At 61.8% G+C, this 21,155-nt stretch carries 20 protein-coding genes; 15 read left to right on the top strand and 5 right to left on the bottom strand.

Annotated features, from left to right (window positions below; genetic code table 11):
• Positions 1-19: 19 nt before the first annotated feature.
• From J4D99_RS01790 to J4D99_RS01780, 3 genes are all read right to left on the bottom strand, one after another.
• Positions 20-514, bottom strand: a complete 495-nt coding sequence (locus J4D99_RS01790) for a GNAT family N-acetyltransferase (RefSeq protein WP_208129975.1) — start codon at positions 512-514, stop codon at positions 20-22.
• 137 nt (positions 515-651) lie between these two features.
• Positions 652-909 carry a hypothetical protein gene (locus J4D99_RS01785; RefSeq protein ID WP_208129974.1) on the bottom strand — a complete coding sequence of 86 codons (258 nt, stop codon included), beginning with the start codon at positions 907-909 and terminating at the stop codon, positions 652-654.
• 28 nt (positions 910-937) lie between these two features.
• On the bottom strand, positions 938-1,423 hold the full coding sequence (locus tag J4D99_RS01780; protein WP_208129973.1) for a hypothetical protein: 486 nt from the start codon (positions 1,421-1,423) through the stop codon (positions 938-940).
• A 123-nt stretch (positions 1,424-1,546) separates the two neighbouring features.
• On the opposite strand from J4D99_RS01780, the gene J4D99_RS01775 reads away from it, so the two are divergent.
• From J4D99_RS01775 to J4D99_RS01765, 3 genes are all read left to right on the top strand, one after another.
• Positions 1,547-3,592: a M13 family metallopeptidase gene (locus J4D99_RS01775; protein ID WP_208129972.1), complete on the top strand. Its 2,046-nt coding sequence runs from the start codon at positions 1,547-1,549 to the stop codon at positions 3,590-3,592.
• A gap of 84 nt (positions 3,593-3,676) precedes the next feature.
• Positions 3,677-5,068, top strand: a complete 1,392-nt coding sequence (gene mgtE / locus J4D99_RS01770; RefSeq protein ID WP_208129971.1) for a magnesium transporter — start codon at positions 3,677-3,679, stop codon at positions 5,066-5,068.
• A gap of 101 nt (positions 5,069-5,169) precedes the next feature.
• Entirely contained in the window at positions 5,170-6,585 is a 1,416-nt protein-coding gene (locus tag J4D99_RS01765) for a carbohydrate porin (RefSeq protein ID WP_208129970.1), read from the top strand.
• A 116-nt stretch (positions 6,586-6,701) separates the two neighbouring features.
• Here the strand turns inward: J4D99_RS01765 and J4D99_RS01760 are convergent, their stop codons facing one another.
• Positions 6,702-7,427, bottom strand: coding sequence for an NADPH-dependent F420 reductase (locus tag J4D99_RS01760; RefSeq protein ID WP_208129969.1), 726 nt, complete (start codon positions 7,425-7,427; stop codon positions 6,702-6,704).
• 250 nt (positions 7,428-7,677) lie between these two features.
• On the opposite strand from J4D99_RS01760, the gene J4D99_RS01755 reads away from it, so the two are divergent.
• Positions 7,678-8,463 (top strand): S1/P1 nuclease, encoded by a 786-nt coding sequence (locus J4D99_RS01755; RefSeq protein WP_208129968.1) that lies wholly within the window; start codon positions 7,678-7,680, stop codon positions 8,461-8,463.
• 292 nt (positions 8,464-8,755) lie between these two features.
• Here the strand turns inward: J4D99_RS01755 and J4D99_RS01750 are convergent, their stop codons facing one another.
• Complete coding sequence (locus tag J4D99_RS01750) at positions 8,756-9,064, bottom strand: hypothetical protein (RefSeq protein WP_208129967.1); 309 nt, start codon at positions 9,062-9,064, stop codon at positions 8,756-8,758.
• A 137-nt stretch (positions 9,065-9,201) separates the two neighbouring features.
• Here J4D99_RS01750 and pyrF point away from each other — a divergent pair, with 137 nt between their 5' ends.
• The 11 genes from pyrF to J4D99_RS01695 all read left to right on the top strand — a co-directional run bounded on the left by pyrF (position 9,202) and on the right by J4D99_RS01695 (position 21,131).
• The gene (gene pyrF, locus J4D99_RS01745; protein ID WP_208129966.1) at positions 9,202-9,957 is read left to right on the top strand and encodes an orotidine-5'-phosphate decarboxylase; all 756 of its coding nucleotides are present in this window, start codon (positions 9,202-9,204) and stop codon (positions 9,955-9,957) included.
• Between the two features lie 127 nt (positions 9,958-10,084).
• Positions 10,085-10,708 (top strand): orotate phosphoribosyltransferase, encoded by a 624-nt coding sequence (gene pyrE / locus J4D99_RS01740; RefSeq protein ID WP_208129965.1) that lies wholly within the window; start codon positions 10,085-10,087, stop codon positions 10,706-10,708.
• 101 nt (positions 10,709-10,809) lie between these two features.
• A complete protein-coding gene (locus J4D99_RS01735; RefSeq protein WP_309509607.1) occupies positions 10,810-13,878 on the top strand; it encodes a phosphoribosylformylglycinamidine synthase subunit PurL in 3,069 nt (1,022 codons plus the stop codon).
• A 21-nt stretch (positions 13,879-13,899) separates the two neighbouring features.
• Complete coding sequence (locus J4D99_RS01730) at positions 13,900-14,781, top strand: phosphoribosylformylglycinamidine synthase subunit PurQ (protein WP_208129964.1); 882 nt, start codon at positions 13,900-13,902, stop codon at positions 14,779-14,781.
• A 10-nt stretch (positions 14,782-14,791) separates the two neighbouring features.
• Entirely contained in the window at positions 14,792-15,709 is a 918-nt protein-coding gene (locus tag J4D99_RS01725) for a phosphoribosylaminoimidazolesuccinocarboxamide synthase (RefSeq protein ID WP_208129963.1), read from the top strand.
• 34 nt (positions 15,710-15,743) lie between these two features.
• Entirely contained in the window at positions 15,744-16,127 is a 384-nt protein-coding gene (locus J4D99_RS01720; RefSeq protein WP_208129962.1) for a nuclear transport factor 2 family protein, read from the top strand.
• A gap of 18 nt (positions 16,128-16,145) precedes the next feature.
• Positions 16,146-17,438, top strand: a complete 1,293-nt coding sequence (gene purD, locus J4D99_RS01715) for a phosphoribosylamine--glycine ligase (RefSeq protein ID WP_208129961.1) — start codon at positions 16,146-16,148, stop codon at positions 17,436-17,438.
• A complete protein-coding gene (purN, locus tag J4D99_RS01710; RefSeq protein ID WP_208129960.1) occupies positions 17,439-18,029 on the top strand; it encodes a phosphoribosylglycinamide formyltransferase in 591 nt (196 codons plus the stop codon).
• 10 nt (positions 18,030-18,039) lie between these two features.
• Complete coding sequence (locus tag J4D99_RS01705; RefSeq protein WP_208129959.1) at positions 18,040-18,276, top strand: hypothetical protein; 237 nt, start codon at positions 18,040-18,042, stop codon at positions 18,274-18,276.
• Between the two features lie 81 nt (positions 18,277-18,357).
• On the top strand, positions 18,358-19,854 hold the full coding sequence (gene purF / locus J4D99_RS01700; RefSeq protein WP_208129958.1) for an amidophosphoribosyltransferase: 1,497 nt from the start codon (positions 18,358-18,360) through the stop codon (positions 19,852-19,854).
• 179 nt (positions 19,855-20,033) lie between these two features.
• Entirely contained in the window at positions 20,034-21,131 is a 1,098-nt protein-coding gene (locus J4D99_RS01695) for an AIR synthase-related protein (protein WP_208129957.1), read from the top strand.
• The last annotated feature ends 24 nt before the right edge of the window (positions 21,132-21,155 follow it).

Below are 21,155 nucleotides of genomic sequence, written 5' to 3'. Positions count from 1 at the left end.
CGACAGGCAGTTTTGTCTACTACTCGCTGCTCTCCGCAAAGTGGTAGGCCTGCAGGTCGTCGGCGCTGAGGTTGCCGTTCAGCCATTCGCCCTCCACGGTGGCGCCCAGCTTTTTGTAGAAGGCGATGGCCGGCTCGTTCCAGTCGAGCACCTGCCACTTCATGCGCTGGGCGCCGGTGCGCTGCGCCTCGGCCACCACGGCGTCGAAGAGCCGGCGGCCGTAGCCGCCGCGCCGGGCGGCCTCGGTCACGACCAGGTCTTCGAGGTAAAGCATGCGGCCCTTCCAGGTCGAGTAGCCGGTATAAAAGAGGGCTAGCCCGATAAGGTCGTCGCCGTTTTCAAGCACAAAAAAACCGAAAATCGGCGCGGGCCCAAAGCCGTCGTGGCGCATCATTTCGAGGGTGTTGGTCACGGCGTCGGGCTCGCGCTCATAGGCGGCCAGCTCCTGGATGAGGGCTAGCACCCGGGGTAAGTCTTCTTCGCGGCCGCGCCGCAGGGTGGGGGAGGAGGTCATAAAAAATAGGAAAGGCTAGCTGCGCAAAAGCCTGCGCCCCCAAGCTGCCAGGCAACTTCGAAGCGCAGGCTTCAGCCCCTCCCAACGGGTAGGGGCTAGAATCTGTGAAAGTAGGTAACTCGGTGTAAAGCTGCGAGTTACATCTGGGGCTGCATCTTTTTGATGTCTTCCGTAGCATTGGGGGCGCTCAACTCGCGCATCACGCTGTTGGCAGCGGGCGCGGGGGCTTTTTTGCCGCCCGTGGTATCTACGGCCGCCGGCAGGGGCGGCAGCGGGGCAGTGGCTACGTCGTCTTCGGTCGAAGTGGGGTTGCCGTCGGGCGAGCTGCAGGCGGCCAGGGTCAGCGTGAGGGCCGCTGAGGCTAGCAGCGCGGGCAGGAAGCGTTTCATCATCATACAGGTAAGCCAGATTTTAGGCCGCAAGTTACGGCGCGATGGCCCGAATGTTGGGAACGATTGGCAGCGAATACGTGGATAACTGCCACAACCACCACCCTAGCCAGACCGCGCGGGCCGTCCAGGCCAGGGTGCGTAGCCAATTAGTGCGCACCAGGCCGTCGAGCGCTACGTAGTTGTAGCCTCCGGCTTCGAGCCGATTGTGAAAGGGCACGGCAATAAAAAACGTGGCCAGCCACACGGCCACCACCAGCGCCAGCTGGCCCAGCGCCCGGCCCGCGCCCCAGCTAGGGTAGGCCGCCCAGGCCAGCCAGGCGGCCAGGGCCAGCTCCAGCACCATGGGGGCGCCCACCACCCAGCCCATGCCCCGCGTGTGGGCGGCGTGGTAGCGGCCAAACTCCCCTTTGCCCACCAGCAAGAACGCCGGATACGTGACCAGCTGCACCACCCAAATAACGCCCGTGAGGTAGGCCGCCAGCGCAAAATTGAGCAAAAGCAGGTGCGGAAGCGTCATGGGCGCGGAGAAGGGGCTAGTGGCGGTGCAACCGTCCTACGCAAAGCACCGACCGTTAGCTACTGTGGCCCGCGCGGCGCTACTATTGCGGCGCTTCTGGCTAAGCTCTTCCTTTTTTCGCAAATGAATAAAAATCTGTTGGCGCTGCCGCTGCTGGCCGCCCTGGCTACGGCCTGCAACTCTTCCTCCACTTCCTCGGGCGCGGGCAAGCAGCCCGACCTGCTGCGCGCCGCCCTCGACACGACCGTGGCGCCGGGCGACGACTTTTTCAGCTACGCCAACGGCACCTGGATTAAAAACCACCCGATTCCGGCCTCCGAGAGCAACTCGGGCATCGGCATTGAGGTGCAGAAGGAAGTGTATGGCCGCCTGCGCGCCACCAGCGTAGAAGCCGCCAAGGCCAATGCCGCAGCCGGCAGCAACCAGCAGAAAATCGGCGACTTCTGGGCCGTGGGTATCGACTCATTAAAGGCCAACCAGCTGGGCTACACGCCCATCAAGCCCGAACTAGACCGCATCGCGGCCATCAAAACGGCGGCCGACGTGCCGGGTGTGGTAGCCCACGAAATCCAGCTAGGGGTGCGTGCGCTCATCGGCCCCCGCGTGAACCAGGATGAGAAAAACAGCGACAAGATGGCGCTGTACCTCTACCAAAGCGGCCTGGGCCTGCCCAACCGCGATTACTACTTCAACACCGATACCCGCACCAAGAATATCCGCCGCGCCTACGTGCGGCACGTGGCCAGCATCTTCAAGCTGCTGGGCCAGGATTCGACCATGGCCAACGCCAACGCTGGCAAGGTGATGGCGCTCGAAACGACCCTTGCCAAGTCGTCGCGCAAGCTCGCTGACCTGCGCGACCCGTACAAGAATTACAACAAAATGACCCTGGCCCAGCTCGACAAGCTGACGCCCGGCGTGAGCTGGAAGTCGTGGTTTGGCCAGCTAGGGGCCACCGCGGTCGATACGGTGATTGTAGGCCAGCCCGAGTTTTACCAAACGGTGGGCCAGCTCCTGAAAACCAAGCCGGTCGACGATTGGAAAGCCTACCTCACCTGGCAGCTAACCCGCGAGTACGCGCCCACGCTCAGCCAGCCGTTTGTGGATGAGAACTTTAAGTTTTACGGCACGCAGCTGCGCGGCGCCAAAGCCATGCGCCCCCGCTGGAAGCGCGTGCTCGACATGGAGGAGGATGCCCTGGGCGACGCGCTAGGCCAGCTTTTCGTGAAAGAGTACTTCAAGCCCGAAGCCAAGGCCCGCTACGACACCTTGGTGAAGAACGTGATGTCGTCGTTCTCGCAGCACATCCAGAACGTGGACTGGATGAGCGCGCCCACCAAAGTAGTGGCCCAGCAGAAGCTCAAGGCCATTATGCCCAAGGTGGGCTACCCCACCAAGTGGAAAGATTATTCTAATCTGAAAATTGACCGCAGCCCGCTGGCCGCCAACGTGATGCGCGCCAACCAGTGGCAGTATAACTACCAGCTCAACAAGCTCGGCAAGCCCGTAGACCGCACCGAATGGGGCATGACGCCCCAGACGTATAATGCCTACTACAACCCCAGCAACAACGAGATTGTGCTGCCCGCCGCCGCCTTCGCCATCCCCACGCTGCTCGACGCCGACGCCGACGACGCGCTGGTGTATGGCTACGCCGGGGCTAGCACCATCGGCCACGAGCTCACCCACGGCTTCGACGACCAGGGCAGCCAGTACGACGCCCACGGCAACCTGCACGAGTGGTGGAGCAAGGACGACCGCAAGCGCTTCAACCAGCGCGTCAACGTGATTGTGCGGCAGTTCAACCACTACACGCTACTCGACTCGATGCACATCAACGGCAAGGCCACGGCCGGCGAAAACATTGCCGACCTCGGCGGCATCGTCATCGGCCTCGATGCTTTTAAGAAAACCAAGGAGTACAAGGAGGGCAAGAAAGTAGCCGGCCTCACGCCCGTGCAGCGCTACTTCCTGGGCTACGCGCTAGGGTGGCAGATGCACGTGCGCGACGAGGCCCTAGCCTCGCAGCTGCTCACCGATGTGCACTCGCCCGCCCAGTACCGCGTGAACGGCCCGATGGCCGACGTGCCTGCCTTCTACGATGCCTTTGGCGTGAAGCCCGGCCAGAAGCTTTACATCCCGGATTCGGCGCGGGTGAAGATTTGGTGAGTTATTGCTTGATTACCTGTTAGGTACATCATTTTAAAGTGTCGCTGCGTAAGAGCGGGCAAAACGGAGGTTTTGCCCGCTCTTATGGTTTCTATCGCCCCCACTACTACCGCCGATAAGCTGCACGACTTGCTGGCGCGCCACGATTTTCGGGGCCTGAAGCAGCTGCTGCCTACCCTGGCCGCGCCCGACCTGGCGCACCTCATCGACCACCAGCCGGTGGCCGAGCTGCTCATTGTGTTTCGGCTGCTGCCGCTGGCGCAGGCCACGCGGGTGTTTGAGTACCTCACGCCGAGCGCCCAAAACCAATTGCTGGGCCAGCTAGCGCCCGAGCAGCTCACGGCCATGCTCAACCACATGGCCCCCGACGACCGCACCAACCTCTTCGAGCGCCTGCCGCCCGCGTTTGTGCGCACGCAGGTCGAGCGGCTAGCCCCCGAGCAGCGTCGCATCACACTCGAGCTGCTGGGCTTTCCGCACGACAGCGTGGGCCGGCTGATGACGCCCGACTACATTGCCCTGCGCGAAGACTGGAGCATGACGGACGTTTTCGACTTCATCCGCCGCCACGGGGCCAGCGCCGAAACGGTGACGATGCTGTATGTGGTTGACGAAAAGGGTATTTTACTGGATGATATTCATATCCGCGACTTCCTGATGCAGCCGCCCACGGCGCACGTGCGCGACATTATGGACCGCCGCTTTGTGTGCCTCAGCGCCCAGCAAAGCCAGGAAAAGGCCCTAGCCGATTTTCGCCGCCACCAGCGCATCGCGCTACCCGTTACCGACGCCCACGGCGTGCTGCTGGGCATTGTCACCCTCGACGACATCCTGGCCCTGCGTGAGCGCGAAGACACCGAAGACATGCAAAAGCTTGGCGGCTCCGAAGCGCTCGACGAGCCGTATTTGCAGATTCCGCTCTTCAAAATGGTGCAGAAGCGCGCCGGCTGGCTGGTGGTGCTCTTTCTGGGCGAGATGTTTACGGCCACCGCCATGGGCTTTTTTGAGGGCGAAATTGAGAAGGCCGTGGTGCTGGCGCTATTCGTGCCGCTGGTTATCAGCTCGGGCGGCAATGCCGGCTCGCAGGCTACCTCGCTCATTATCCGGGCTATGAGCCTGGGCGAAGTGACGGTGGGCCGCTGGTGGCAGGTGATGCGCCGCGAGCTGCTGGCGGGCCTCGCGCTAGGGGTGATTCTGGGCATTGTGGGCACCATCCGCATTGCGCTCTGGCAAGGCCTGCACCTGCGCGACTACGGCCCGCACTGGGTGCCGCTGGCCCTGGCGGTGGGCTTTGCGCTGGTGGGTATTGTGCTGTGGGGCTCGCTGGCGGGCTCCATGCTGCCGCTGCTGCTCAAGAAAGTGGGTTTCGACCCGGCCACGTCGTCGGCGCCCTTCGTGGCCACGCTCGTCGATGTGACGGGGCTGGTCATCTACTTCACCGTGGCCTACGCGTTTTTACACGGCACACTGTTATAAGCGGCGTTAGCTAAATGAGTATAAGGTGAATAATCGAGCCTTTTCTGGCCCGGCCCTACCTTTGCCGGGCGTATTGCCTGCACCCTTTTTTTGATTGGTTGATGAATTTCTACTCTTGGCGGGCATTTGCCGTGGCTAGCCTGCTGGCCCTGGCGGGCCGGGCCTACGGCCAGGGCGCCGTGACGCCGCCCTCGTCGGCCACGCCGGGCAAGCAGCCGGCAGCAGCTTCGGCCCAGCAGCCCATTCACGTAGATGAGGGCCAGCCTAATGATTACCACGGCTGGAGCCTGCACTTCCAGCAGACGATTATCCGGCAGTGGCACGCCAACTTCACGGCGCCCTACACCGACAGTCTCAGCCTGCGGCCCCGCGAAAGCGCCGCTACTTCGCTCACCACTACGCTCTACCTGGGCCGCCAGCTCTGGAAAAATGCAACCGTCATCCTCAACCCCGAAGTATCGGGTGGCAGCGGCCTCAGCAGCGCCTCGGGCCTGGGCGGCGCCCTCAATGGCGAAACCTTCCGGGTGGGCTCGCCCGAGCCGGTGCTCTACCTGGCGCGCCTCTACTTGCAGCAGCGATTCGCGCTAGGCCCCGAAACGGTGGACGATGAGGACGACCTCAACCAGGTGGGCGGGCCGCGCCCGGTGCGCTACTTCAGCATCACGGCCGGCAAGCTGTGCCTGGCCGACTACTTCGACCAGAACAGCTACTCGCACGACCCGCGCACCCAGTTTATGAACTGGACCCTGATGAGTGCCGGCGCCTGGGACTACCCGGCCAACACCCGCGGCTACACCGTGGGCGGCGTGCTCGAATACATCACGCCCGGCTTTGCGGTGCGGGCAGCTTCGACGCTGCTGCCTACTTATGCCAACGGCCCGCTGCTCGACTACGACTACGCGAAGGCCCACGGCGAGAGCGTGGAAATTACCAAAACCTACCACCTGCGTGGCCACCAGGGCACGGTGCGCGTGCTGGGCTTCCACAACGTGGCGGCTATGGGCAACTATTACCAGGCCGTCAGTTCGCCCTACGTCAACGGGCACCCTAGCATCATCAGTGTGCGGGGGCCTAGCCACGGCAAGTCGGGTTTTGCCCTGAATATGGAGCAGGAGTTGGGCCACGAGCTGGGGGTATTTGGTCGCCTGAGCTACAACGACGGCAAAAACGAAACCTGGGCCTTTACCGAAGTAGACCAGAGCGCCTGCCTGGGCCTGGTGAGCACCGGCGCCCGCTGGCACCGCGCCACCGACCGCCTCGGCCTGGCTGCCGTGGTCAACGGCCTCTCGCCCGGCCACCGCGACTACCTGGCCGCCGGCGGCTACGGCTTCATGCTCGGTGATGGAGCTCTCAACTACGCCCCCGAATTCGTGACGGAGCTCTACTATAGCATCGACTTCCCCAAGTACCACGCCGCCATCACGCCCGATTATCAGTTGGCCGTGAACCCCGGCTACAACCACGACCGTAAGGGGCCCATCCACGTGGTGGCCCTGCGCCTGCACGTCGAGTTCTAAGCCTGAGCTTACTCACTGCTGCTTCAGGCCGGTGCTTTAAAAAATATAGCCACACAATAAGCTCTTTTGCAAGAGCTTATTGTGTGGCTATGCTAGGCCGGCTCAGCCGGTTTTGCTTACTTTAGCCTGATGCCCTGGGCCTGCATCTGTTTTTCCTGCTCAGCGTGGTTCGCCAGAAACTGGGCATGTTGCTCGGGGGTGCGCGTGCTGCCCAGGCTAGCCAGGTTGTCCAGCAGCTTATCGGCCGAAAAGTCGGCCCCGTAGGCGGGAGTGCCGGGCTGCTGCCGCCACGACTCGCGAAGGCTGCCATCATCCACGGCGTCGAAGCCCAACTCTTCTACCAGGGCCATCACTTTCTGCTTAGCGGCGGCCTCATCACCAGCTACGGGCAGGGCAATGCGGCCGGGCGAGCCAGCGGGTTGGCCTTTCTGCTCGAGGTGCACGCTGTAAATATTGTTGAACACCTTCACTACCGGGCGGCCCAGGTGCTGCTGCACCCACTCGCTCTCGGTGAGGTCGCCGGTTTCTAACTCAACAATGTGGCCGTCGCGCAGCATAGGGTAGTAGTTGCTGGTGTCGATAACCGGCACCTCGGCGGGTACGCCCTCGAAAAGGTCCTTGGGCAGGTCCGGAATGTTTTTCAGCGGAATAGTCACCACGATGAGGTCGGCGCCGCGAACTGCTTCTTTAGCCGTTACGGGCGTTGCACCGGTTTTTTGGGCCACGTCGCCCAGTGTTGCAGGGCCACGCGAGTTGGCGATAAGTACCGAGTGGCCAAGGCTGGTGAGCCGCACGGCCAGGGCGCTGCCGATGTGGCCAGCGCCAATAATGCCTATGTTCATAATGAATGCGCGAAAGAGTGGAGGCGGCTGGCCGCCGTGTGTACTAAGACTACCCAATAAGCCAATTGTTTGTCTTAGTACCTAAGCAGTTTGTGGCTAGGGTACTGCGCTCGGGTTCCAGGTTTTTGCCCAGCCGCCCGGCCCTAGCTGGACCGACGTTTTTGCCCAAGCCCAAGCCCGTTGGCTAGCCTTATATTTGCAGCCCCCTGACCGGCAAGGAAGTCCTTGCCGGTCTTTTAGTTCTGCATCAATGAAGAAAATAGTTTTGGCGCTGGCCCTGCTGGCCGCGCTGCCGCTGCGCTTGTGGGCGTGGGGCGTCGAAGGCCACCGCGCCATCGGCATCATTGCCGAGCACCACCTCTCCGAAAAAGCCCGCCGTGAGGTGGTGGCTTTGCTGGGCACCCAAACGCTGGCCCTCGTGAGCACCCAGCCCGACGAGATGCGCTACCTGCCCGAGTTCAAGGAAACCGCGCCCTGGCACTACGTAAACACGCCGCTAGGCCTGGCCCACGACGCCTACCTGCAAGCCGTGAAAACGCAGGCTAACCCCAACGCCTACAACGTGCTGCTGGCCAAAATCAAGGAGATGAAGGACCCTAGCAAAACCCGCGAGCAGCGGGCCGAGGCGCTCATCTTCGTAGTGCACATCGTGGGCGATATTCACCAGCCCATGCACACCGGCCGCGCCGAAGACAAGGGCGGCAACGACATCAAAATGACGTACCGGGGCAAGGATACCAACCTGCACAGCCTCTGGGACAGCGGCCTGCTCGACTACCAGGGCCTCACCTACACCGAGATGGGCAACCAATACAGCGCCCTGCCCGACGTGCAGCGCAAGCAGTGGCAGGCTACCACTGACCCCGGCCAGTGGCTGTTTGAGTCGTACACCATCGCGAGCGGCCTCTACGACGAGGCCGCCAAAAACCCCAACCCCGACTACCGCTACTACCCGGCCCACGCCGACATCATGAAGCAGCGCATTCAGCAGGCCGGCGTGCGCCTGGCCGCTGTGCTCAACGAGGCATTTAAATAAAGTAGCGCGGGCTTTGTAGCCCGCGTGTGCAGCAAGTCGGACGCTGACGACGAAGCCCGTGCTACATCAAAAAAGCCCCGCTGCTCCAGACCGGAGCAGTGGGGCTTTTTCGTGCGCAAGGCATTCAGGCTGAATGGTTAGCTATATTTCATAGTTGCGAAACAAACAGTCAAAGTTACGGTAAGCTTACTCGCTGCGGCAAATAAGCAGGAAGTGGTAAAATTTTTTTAATCCCGTAAAAACTGCCTAATCGCCTAGCGCAGCGCAGAAAAAGCAAACTGCGAAAAAACGGCTAAAAGGTTTTTTGCGAAACATAACCTTGCGCCCAAAAGAAGAACCGGTAATTTTGCACCGTGAACGCAATCAACCACCAGTGGATGAAGCACGGAACGGCCAAACAAGCCGTTTTGCGGAAAGACCGGTCGGCTAACGCTGTTTTCCATTCGGCCTGCGATTCGGTTTTTGCGGTTTCTGCTGCGTTTTTTCGATTGCCGCCCCATTCGCTTGAGGCGGTTTTTTTGTGCCCGGCCGGTACTCGTGCTAGCGTGAGCGTAACCAGCGCCTGCGAAAAAGCTAACCGGGTAAAATGCGAGAATATCACCTAAGTATTTGACTGCGAAGTGCCCGGTTCTGCCGGGCGCTTTTGTTTTTGCCCAATTCGTAGCGCGGACTTTCAGTCCGCGAGTGACCTAGCCAAACCAAGCCTAACCATCGCGGACTAAAAGCCCGCGCTACCCTATGCAAAAGCTCCTCACTCGCGTTGCCCAGGCCAATACGCTGCTTTGCGTGGGCCTCGACCCCACTGGCTCGGACGAAGACATCACGCGCCGCCTGCCGCAGGTCATCGCCGAGACCGCGCCTTATGCGGCCGCTTTCAAGCCCAACCTGGCGTTCTTCCTAAGCCGCGACAACGGGGTGCAGCTGCTGCGCCAGGTAATACGGAGCGTGCCCGATGGCATCCCGGTTATTCTGGATGGCAAGTTTGGCGACATCGCTAACACGGCCATGCACTACGCGCAGTTTGCCTACGACGTGCTAGGGGCCGATGCCGTGACGGTGAACCCCTACATGGGCGCCGATGCGGTGGTGCCCTTCGCTAGGCCCGGCAAGTTCGTATTTGCCCTGGCCAAGACCTCCAACCACTCGCCCATCCAGGAGGCGCAGCTAGCCAGCGGCCAGCCCGTGAGTGATTTCACCGCCCAGCTCCTCGCCGACCTCGACGCTACCCACGGCAACATCGGCCTCGTGGCCGGCGCTACCGATGCGGCCGCGCTGGGCCGCCTGCGGCAATTGTGCCCCAAACAGTGGTTTCTGGTGCCCGGTATCGGTGCGCAGGGCGGCGACCTGGCGGCCGTGCTGAAAGCCGGCCTGTTTGCCGATGGCGGCGGGCTGCTGATTAACGCCTCGCGCAGCATCTGGCAGGCGGATGATTCGGCAGCGGCGGCGCGGGAACTGATGAACGAGATTAATGAACACCGCTCGGTAACTGCTTAAATCACGATTGTATACGATTGTCATGCTGAGCTTGCGAAGCATCTCGCGTGGCGCACTAACCTTTATAGCAGCCACGAAGCGAGTGAGATGCTTCGTAGGCTCAGCATGACAGACGTTTTTCTGACTAATGAATAAGCACCTCACCCCCGACCTCCCCGCCGCCGAAGTCGCCGCCATCCTCGAAGCGCAGCTGCGCGCCGAGGGCGCGCTCCTGAACGGCCATTTCAAGCTCTCGTCGGGGCTGCACTCGGATACCTACGTGCAGTGCGCCCGCTTTCTGCGCAAGCCCGACCTGGCCGCGCCCGCGATGGCGGTGCTGGCCCAGCGCCTGCGCGAGGCCGGCCTGGTGCCCGACACGGTGGTAGGCCCCGCGATGGGCGGCGTGGTAGTAAGCTACGAGCTGGCCCGCCAGCTCGGCGTGCCCTCGCTCTTCACCGAGCGCGATGCCAACGGTGAAATGACCTTGCGGCGCGGCTTCACCCTGAGCCCCGGCGAGCGGGTAGTTATTGCCGAAGACGTAGTTACGACCGGCAAAAGCACCCTCGAAGTAGCGCGGGTATTGAAGGGAATGGGGGTCGAAGTGCTTGCGGTGGCCTCTTTAATTGACCGTACCAATGGGAAAGCTGACCTTCCCTTCCCGAACTTTGCGCTGTTGCCGGTGCAGGCGGCCGTGTTCGCGGCCGATGCGGTGCCGGAACGTCTGGCCGGGATTCCGGCCGTAAAGCCCGGCAGTCGGCCGGACGCCAAGTAGCGCGGACTTTTAGTCCGCCAGTCATCAGTCGCGGACTGAAAGTCCGCGCTATTTCTTAGCGGCAAACGGCCGCTCGATTGCTTACCCTAAGCGGGCGGCCCGTGGGTCGTCCTTCCCGTTTGGAAACCACCCAGCACTCCATCCTCCTTACCCTGCAACCCGGCCGCCACGACGGCGACGGCCAGCGCGTGGCCGCCGATGCGGCCCGCCACCTGGGGCTAGCTACCGGCCAGGTGCGCAGCGCGGCGCTCTACGCCGTGCGCTACCCCGGCCTCACCGAAAGCCAGGTGGCCGACTTCGCCGCCGCCTGCTTGCAAGACCCCGTGCTGCACAGCGTCGCCATCGACCAAGTAGCCGCGCCGGAAGGCTTCAAAAGCTACATCCTGGTGGCCAAAGGCCCCGGCGTGACCGACGACGAGGGTACTTCGGCCCAGAATGCGCTCAGCGACTTCCTCAACGAGCCCATCGACACGCGCACGCAGCACATTTTCTCGAAGCGCCTGTACTTCGTGGAGCATGAGCTGCCTGCTGCCGACTTGCGCCGGCTAGCCGAAGAACTGCTGGGTAACAAGCTGATTAACCGCTTTGAAGTAGGTGCGGTGGCCGATGGCGTGCGCGACTTTACGCCGCGCCCCGGCGGCGGCGCCGATGCCCGTACCGAAACCATCGTGCTGGCGGGCCTCAGCGATGAGCAGCTGCTGCAACTGAGCAAAGACAACGTGTACGCGCTCAACCTGCCCGAAATGCAGGCCATCCGCGACCACTTTGCCCAGGCTAGTCTACGCGAGGAGCGGGTAGGGCTGGGCCTCCCCGCCGACCCCACCGATTGCGAGCTGGAAATCTTGGCCCAAACCTGGTCGGAGCACTGCAAGCACAAGGAATTCAGCGCCGTTATCAAGTACAAGAACCTGGAAACGGGCGCGGAGGAAGAGATTGATGGGCTATTCAAGACCTTCATCAAGGGCGCGACCATCGAGGTAGACCGTCAACTGCGGGCCAACGGCAACGACTGGCTCATCAAGGTGTTCTCGGACAACGCCGGCGCGGTGCGTATCAACCCTGAGTCGCTGTTTGTGTGGAAGGTCGAAACGCACAACTCGCCCTCGGCCATCGACCCCTACGGTGGGGCCATCACGGGCATCTTGGGCAACAATCGCGACCCGTTGGCTACCGGCATCGGCGGCGCGCGCTTGTTGTTCAATACCAACGTGTTGTGCTTCGGTAACCCCGATTACGAAGGCGAGTTGCTGACCGGCCAGCTGCACCCGCGCCGCATTTTTGAGGGCGTGCGCAAGGGCATCGAGGACGGCGGCAACAAGTCGGGCGTGCCGACCGTGAACGGGGCCATCATCTTCGACGACCGCTACGCTGGCAAGCCGCTCGTGTATTGCGGCACTGGCGCCGTGATGCCGATGCAGCTAGCCGGCAAAGACAGCTGGGAAAAAGTGATTTTGCCCGGCGACCGCATTATCATGGCCGGTGGCCGGGTGGGCAAAGACGGCATCCACGGCGCGACGTTCAGCAGCATCGAGCTGGATGAAGCCGCGCCCGCCACGGCCGTGCAAATCGGCTCGCCCATCACCCAAAAGCTGGCGATGGACTTCTTGTTGCTCGCCACGCGGCGCGGCCTCATCCGGTGCAGCACCGACAACGGCGCGGGCGGCCTCTCGTCGAGCATCGGCGAGCTAGCCACCATCTCGGGCGGCGCGGTAGTGGAGTTGGAAAAAGTGCCCCTCAAATACCCCGGCCTCAAACCCTGGGAGATTTTCCTGAGCGAGTCGCAGGAGCGCTTCACCCTCGCCGTGGAGCCTGCCAAGCTGGACGAGTTGCTGGCCCTAGGTCGCGAAATGGAAGTGGAGCTGACCGATATCGGCTTCTTCAACGCCGAAGGTTCGCTCGATGTCTTGTTTGATAACAAGCCCATCGCCGGCCTTTCGCTGGACTTCCTGCACGATGGCGTACCGCGCAAAACCCTGCTGGCTGAGTACGTGAAGCCCGAAGCCAAGGAGCCAGCGATTGCGCCGCTTTACGATTACACAGATACGCTGCTCAAACTGCTAGGCTCGCTCAACATCTGCTCGCGCGAGTCGGTAATCCGGCAGTACGACCACGAGGTGAAGGGCCGCACCGTAGTGAAGCCCCTTATGGGCGCCACCGGCCAGGCGCCGCAAGATGCCGCCGTGGTGCGCTTCAACTTCGAGAGCTGGGAAGGCGTGGCCGTGAGCAACGGCATTCTGCCCCGAATGGGCGACCTCGACGCCTACCACATGTCGGCCGGCTCGTTTGACGAGGCCGTACGGCAGATTATCTCGGTGGGCGGCAAGCTGCCCAACCTCACGCCGGGCGACAACATCTTCTGGTCGGTAAACGACAATTTCTGCGTGCCCGACTCGGTGTACGACCCCGCCATCAACCCCGATGGCAAGCAGAAGCTAGCCAAGCTGGTGCAGATGTGCCAGGCCCTGCGCGATGCCTGCGCCGCCTACTGCATTCCGCTCACCTCGGGCAAAGACTCGATGAAGAACGACTTCAAGGCTGACGGGGTGAAAATCTCGGTGCCGCCGACGGTCCTCTACTCAATGACGGCCAAGGTCGAAGACGTGCGCCAGGTAGTTACTTCCGACTTCAAGCAGGCCGACGACGTAATTTACCTGCTCGGCGAAACCTACGACGAGCTCGGCGGCTCGGAGTTCTATCAGCTCTACAACGAGCTGGGTGCCAACGTGCCCAAAGTCGATTTTGCCAAGGCCAAGGAGCTGTATACCCTGGTTGGCGAAGCCAATTCCCAGGGTCTCATTCAAAGCAGCCACGACCTGAGCGACGGCGGCCTGGCCGTGGCCCTAGCCGAAAGCACCTTCGGCCGCGACGGCCTGGGCGCTGACCTCGACCTGGGTAGCCTAGCGGGCGAGCTTTCGCCCACGGCGCTGCTGTTCAGCGAGTCGCACTCGCGCTTCGTGGTGAGCATCGCGCCGGAAGACGTGACGGCTTTTGAAAGCATCCTGGGCCAGCGGGCTAGCCGCCTGGGCCGTGTTACGGCCGATGGCCAGCTGCGTGTGCAACACGCTGGCCACGAGCTGCTAAGCCTGAACACCACCGACCTACGCGCCGCCTGGACCAATGGCCCGGTAAACCAAACCATCGGCCTGGAGCCCGCGGCACTAGTTAAGTAACCGAAGCAAGCAGGCGTAATTATGACACACGACACAGCAAGCCAAGCATTACCTAAGGCCCTTATCCTGACTGGCTTCGGCATCAATTGCGAAGAAGAAATGGCCGCCGCCTACCGGCTAGCCGGCGCTGCGCCCACCATTGTGCACCTCAACGAGGTGCTGCACGGCCGGGTGAGCATCCACGATTTTGACGTGCTGAACTTCCCCGGCGGCTTCTCGTTCGGCGACGACCTGGGCTCGGGCGTGGTGCTGGCTAACAAGCTGCGCTACCGCCAAACAGGCACCGACGGTCGCACGCTGCTCAGCGATATCCGCGAGTTTGTGGCCGCTGGCAAGTTTGTGCTCGGCATCTGCAACGGCTTTCAGGTGCTGGTAAAGCTCGGGCTGCTGCCCAACCTGGGCGGCGACTTTCAGCCCGAAGTGACGCTGACGCACAACGCCAGCGGCCGCTACGAAGACCGTTGGGTGCGCCTCAAAGTGAATGCGCAAACGAAAACGCCCACGCCCTTCCTGAGCGAGCTGACTTCGTTTGAAGTGCCTGTGCGCCACGGCGAAGGCCGCCTCGTAGTGCCCGACGCGGCTACCCGCGAGCGCATTGTGGCGCTAGGCCTCAACTGCCTGACCTACGCCGGCCACGACGACCAGGAAACCGGCACCTACCCGCTCAACCCCAACGGCGCCGACCTCAACTGCGCTGGCCTCACCGACCCCACGGGCCACATCTTCGGCCTCATGCCGCACCCTGAGGCCTACCTGGCCGGCTGTAATCACCCCGATTGGGGCATGAAAAAGCGCCGCGGCGAGCTGAAGGACGAAGGGGAGGGGCTAGCGATTTTCAAAAACATTGTCACGCACCTCATTCGCCGGACCCAGGAAGCCAGCGCGCCTGCCACCCACGCGTAAGTTATTCGCTATGAACACGCTCCCGCATTTCGCTACTCCCCAGCTCCAGCTGTTGCACCGCGGCAAAGTCCGCGACAGCTTCCGCATCGACGACAGCACCCGCCTCATCGTGGTGTCGGACCGCCTCTCGGCCTTCGACTCGGTGCTCGAAACGGCCATCCCCAACAAGGGCGCGGTGCTCAATGGGCTAGCCAACTTCTGGTTTGAGAAAACGGCCCACATCATCCCCAACCACGTGAAGGGCATGGTGGACGCCAACGCCATGCTGGTGAAGGAAGCGCAGCCCATTAAAGTGGAGATGGTAGTGCGCAACTATCTCACCGGCTCGATGTTGCGCGGTTACCAGAGCGGCCAGCGCACGTTCTCGGGCGTGACCGTGCCCGACGGCCTCACCAAGCACCAGCAGTTTCCGACGCCCATCGTGACGCCAACCACCAAGGAGGAGTCGGACCGCGAAATCACCCCCGCCAACCTCGTGAGTGAGGGCTGGGTAAGCCAGGAACTGTACGATAAGATGGCCGAAAAGGCGCTGGAGCTATTCAAAGTCGGCTCCGATTTGCTGGCCGCGCAGGGCATCATCTTGGTGGATACCAAGTATGAATTCGGCTTGCTGAACGGCAAGTTGATTCTGATTGACGAAATCCACACGCCCGACTCGTCGCGCTTCTGGAGCGCCGCCGACTACGCGCAAAACCCCGAGGGCGCCGAGCAGATGGACAAGGAGTACATCCGCCAGTGGCTCATTGCCAACAAGAAAGACGGGGCCTACCCCCGCGCCCTCACCCCCGAGGTAACGCAGGAGGCCGTCAATCGCTACCTCGACATCTACCAGCGCGTCGTGGGCCAGCCCCTTGCCACGGCCGGTGATAACGAGGACGTAACCGAGCGCCTGACCCGCAACCTGGTAAAGGCCGGCTTACTGAAGTAGTAATGCGGAAAGCACTGTAAATACCCCCGCTACAATGGATGCGACGCAAGCTGAAAAGTTGGTAGACAGCTACATCGAGGCGTACAACGGCTTCGACGTGCCCGGCATGTTGGCTTGCCTGCACTCCGATGTACAATTCGAGCATTCGACCAATGGCGACGTGACCGTGCGGCTGAATGGTAAAGAGGCATTCAAAAGCCAGGCCATCCGGGCCGCGGCGTGGTTTACGGAGCGCACCCAGCGTATCACAGGATTTCGCTGGTTGGGCGAGCAGGCCGAGGCCGACATCGACTACTTCGCCATCACGGCTACCGACTTGCCCAACGGCATAAAGGCAGGAACTACGCTGCAATTCTCGGGTCGCTCGGTCTTCTCTTTTCGCGACGAGTTAATTGCTTTCATTCAGGATTTTAGTTAAAGAATTTTCTCTCGTAACGTGAGCGGCAACACAAAACAACTCGTCCTCCTCGGCTCCGGCGCCCGCGAGCACGCCCTGGCTACCAAGCTCCGCCAGGATGGCGCCACCGTGCACGTGCTGCCCGGCAACGCCGGCATCCCCGGTAGCGTGGCTAGCATTAGCGCTACTGATTTTCCAGCTATCAAGAATTTCTGCAATGAGCAGAACGTCAAGCTAATCGTAGTAGGCCCCGAGGCCCCGCTAGCCGCTGGGGTAGCTGATTATTTTCTCGATACCGACATCCGCGTGTTTGGCCCGCGCCGGCAGGCAGCTACGCTGGAAAGCTCGAAGGTGTGGAGCAAGGACTTCATGCGCCGCCACGGCGTAGCCACTGCCCGCGCCTGGAGCTACCGCAGCGACCGCCTCGCCGATGCCCAGGCGAAGGTAGAGGAGCTAGCCGGCGAGGTCGTAGTGAAATACGACGGCCTGGCTGCTGGCAAAGGTGTGTATGTGTGCAGCTCTGTAGCTGAGGCTACGGCCGCTCTCACCGAATTGCGCGAGCTGTACGAAGGCTGGTTTTCGGTACTGCTCGAAGAGAAGTTGACTGGCCCCGAGGTCAGCCTCATTGGCCTGACGGACGGCAACCGCATTCGATTGCTAGCCCCCGCCCAGGACCATAAACAGCTATTAGCCAACGACGAAGGCCCCAACACGGGCGGCATGGGCGCGTACTGTCCGGTACCATTCCTGGATGATAACTGGCTGGCGGCCATTCGAAAAGACATCATTGACCCCACGTTGCGCGGCCTGCAAGCCGAGCCGTTTAATTTTGTGGGCTTCCTTTACTTTGGGGTGATGCTGACCCCTAGCGGGCCCAAGCTGCTCGAATACAACGTGCGCCTTGGCGACCCCGAGGCCGAGGTTATCCTGCCCGCGCTCGAAACGAGCTTGCTCGAATTGATAGAGGCTACGCTCGATGGCGACTTGGCCCAGACGATAGTGAAGCAACGCCCCGGCGCGTTTGTGGGCCTGGTGCTGGCGTCGGGTGGCTACCCGGCAGCGCAGTTTCCGACGGGCTTTCCCATTCATGGCATCGGCAATCAGGGCGAGGGTACTCAGGTATTTGTGGGCGGCGTGAAGGCGGGCGAGCAGCCCGGCGAACTGCTGACCAACGGCGGCCGGGTGGCGGTGCTGGTGTCGCACGGGCCTGACTTGCCTACGGCCGTGCAGCTCGCTTACGCTGAGGTTGAACTAGTTTATTTTCAAGATAAATACGTGCGCGCCGACATTGGTCAGCGCCCGGCCCCGCTGCTCGAAACGAGCGCTTATTAGATGACTGACCAACGTCCTGCCCGTCTTGCCATTCTGCTCTCCGGCCGCGGCTCTAACATGCTGGCGCTGGCTGAAGCGGTGCGCGCGGGTGCCCTGCGTGGTGTGGCCGAGATAGCCGTGGTGTTCAGCAACGACCCGGCCGCACCCGGCCTAGAGTCAGCCGCGGCGCTGGGCTTGCCCACGGCTAGCCTGCCTTCCAAGGGCCGTAAGCGGGAGAGCTTCGACTTGGAGGTAGTCGATAGGTTGAAAGAATATCAGCCTGATTACGTGGTGCTAGCGGGCTACATGCGCGTGCTTTCGCCGGCCTTTGTGCGGGCGTTTGCGGGCCGCATCGTCAATATTCACCCCGCCGATACGCACCAGCACCAGGGGCTGCACGCCTACGAATGGGCGTTCGACAACCGCCTGTCCGAAACTAAAATCACCGTCCACTTGGTTGACGAAGGTCTTGATACGGGGCCTATTCTGGCCCAGCAGGTTGTAAATTTGGTAGGGGCTGATACCCTAGCCGAAGTGCAGCGGCGGGGCCTGGCCGTGGAGCACACCTTATACGCTAACACCTTGGCTGATTTGATTAGAAAAGAAGGATGAGTACTTCACTATGACCGAATCAGAAAAAAAGCAACTTACGCTAGGCCTGTTCATGACTACCGGAGCAGTTTTAGGCGCAATGCTCTATCAAGAGAAAAACTTTCTTTTTACAATTTTCGGGATTTTGGTATTTTACTTGGCTTACCACTTAGTCAGCCAAAATCTAATCACTAAGTACGTAGGCTACTTTGGCGCCCTTAGCTTCTGGTTTGTGCTGTATGCCGTTTTGCATGAGGTGCATTCATAGCATGACGAACCCCCATTCATTAGCAGCGCGTTACCTCGCTCTGTCTATCCTTCCTAATAATTCACAATTAATAATTAAATTATGTGTGGCATCGTAGGTTTTCATGGCCCCGAGCGGGTAGTGGGCGATATGATTATCGGCCTCACCGCCCTCCAGCACCGGGGGCAGGATGCCGCCGGCATTGCAACGTTTGACGGCGAGGCCTTCCACCTGCACAAGGGGCAGGGGCTGGTGAACGACGTATTTAAGCCCAAGCACACCAAAAAGCTCACCGGCAACACCGGCATCGGGCACGTGCGCTACACCACCCAGGGCGCCAACGACTCGGACCTGGCGCAGCCCTTCACTACGAGCTACCCCTTCGGGCTAGCCATGGTGCACAACGGCAACGTTATCAACTTCCGCGATGTGGCCAAGCTGCTGCACGAGAAGTACCACGTGCTGCCCAAGACGACCAATGACCTGGAACTCATCATGTACACCTTCGCCTCAGAGCTGCGCGTGAAGGACCTGGACCGCCTCTCGGTAGTTGATATTTTCGACGCCGTGGAAACGACCCAGGAACTGGTGAAGGGCGCCTACGCTACCGTTACTATCATCGCCGGGCACGGCCTGCTGGCCTTCACCGACCCGCTGGGCATCCGCCCGCTGGTGATGGGCCGCCGCGATACGCCTGATGGCCCGGTGTACGCCTTCGCCTCGGAAAGCACCTGCTTCGACTACCTCGATTTTGAGTTTGTGGAGAACGTTGGCCCCGGCCAGGCTGTGTTCATCGACAACGATTTCAAAGTCCACTACAAAAACCAAAACGAGCTGCCGAAGGCCTTCTGCGTGTTCGAGCAGATTTACTTCGCCCGCGAAGACTCGACCATTCATGGGCGCCTGGTGGCCCGCGAGCGGGTGCGCCTCGGCAAAATCATCGCCCGCAAGGTGGTCGATGCTGGCCTCAAGCCCGATATGGTGATTGACGTGCCCTCCTCGGGCTACTTCTCGGCCTCGGGCCTAGCAGAAGCCATCGGCGTTCCTTACCGCCGGGCGCTGGTCAAAAACAACCACATGGGCCGCTCGTTCATCGTGCCTACCCAGGCCGGTCGCGAAGACGTGGTGAAGAAGAAGCTCAACCCCATCCGCGCCTTCGTAGAAGGTAAAAAGGTAGCCGTGGTAGACGATAGCATTGTGCGCGGCACCACCTCGCGCCGCATCGTGCGCTTGTTGCGCGAGGCGGGGGCTAGCGAGGTGTATTTCATTTCGAGCGCGCCGCCGCTGGTGTCGCCCTGCATCTACGGCATCGACATGGCCATGAGCACCGAGCTGATTGCGGCCAATTATACGGAGGAGGAAATCTGCCGCTACATCGAGGCTGATAAAGTTATTTATCAGGATTTGAGCGACTTGCAGGACCTGTTTGCCGAGGAGCGTGGCCACGGCGGCTCGTGCTTCGCGTGCTTCACCGGCAAGTACCCGACTGGCGACGTCACCCACTACCTGCGCCATGTGCAGGAGGAGCGCCTGAGCCACCGGAGCGAGAAGAAGAGCGAGTCGGTGAGTGCCAAGGCGCCCGCGCCGACCGAGCACTAAGGTAGGTTTGAGGCTGCCCTAGCGTGGGCGCCTCACCCCGACCCCCTCTCCGAAAAGGAGAGGGGAGCCGGTCGATTTTTAACAGCAAGAATTAAAAAACATATAACTCCTACGCCGTCTGGCACCCCCTCTCCTTTTCGGAGAGGGGGCCGGGGGGTGAGGCGCCCCGCAAGCTCCGCATGAACAACGCCCAAACCCCCGACGCCGGCTACTCCATCGACCTCGGCAACGCCGCTTCGAAAAACGCCTATAACTGGTCGAAAAAGACGTTTGCCACCCGCGCCGGCCTGCCCGGCGAGCCCGCCCGCGACCTCGATGGCGGCTTCAGCAACGAAATCCGCTTCGGCCAGGAGCGCCTGGGCATCAGCTCGGACGGCATCGGCACCAAAATCGAGCTGGGCGAGCGCCTCGACAAGTACGATACCCTAGGCTACGACCTAGTGGCCATGACCGCTGACGACCTCATCGCCGCCGGCTTCGTGCCCACCAATCTGTCGAACATCATCGACGTGAACACCCTCGACTACGACGTGGTGGACGAGATGATGCGCGGCCTGCACGACGCCTGCCAGTTCTCGAAAATCGCCATCACCGGCGGTGAAATTGCCGAGCTGGGCAACCGCATCGGCGGCTTCCCCGGCGCCCGCATGAACTTCAACTGGTGCTCCACGGCCATCGGCGTGCTGCACCCTAGCTTGGCCCAGCCCCTGAGCGGGGCCACCGCCCAGGCCGGCGATGCCGTGGTGGCCCTGCGCTCGCCCTCGTTCCGCTCCAACGGCTACTCGCTGGCCCGCAAGACCTTGCAGCGCCTCTTCGGCGATAACTGGCACAGCCAAGCCTACGACGGCACCGACGCCGACCAGTACGCTACCTGGGGCGAGGCCCTGCTAGCCCCCTCGCTCATCTATGCGCCCGCCCTCACGGCGGTGCTCGATGCCGGCCTGCCCCTGCGCGGCGCGGCCCACATCACGGGCGGCGGCGTGGCCGACAACTTCAAGCGCGTGCTCAAAAACGGCCTCGGCGCGGTGCTCGACAACCTCTTCGCGCCCCTGCCCGCCATGCAGCGTCTCTGCGAAATCGGCGGCATTAGCCCCGAAACCGCCTACCTCTACTGGAATATGGGCAACGGCATGCTGCTCGTAGTAGCCCCCGAAGCCGCCGAAGCCACCGTGCAGCAGCTCGCCCAAAGCGGCTACCAGGCCCAGCTAGCTGGCTACCTCACCGCCGAGGCAGGCGTGACGCTGCGCGTCGCGGCGGGGGGGCTGAAGTATGCGTAGCTTGTTGGTAGTCAGTCGCTATTG

The organism is Hymenobacter sp. BT559 (assembly GCF_017571525.1).
Lineage (GTDB): Bacteria > Bacteroidota > Bacteroidia > Cytophagales > Hymenobacteraceae > Hymenobacter > Hymenobacter ginsengisoli.
The sequence above is the reverse complement of the archived record's forward strand: the minus strand, read 5'-3'. Positions and strand labels throughout refer to the sequence as shown.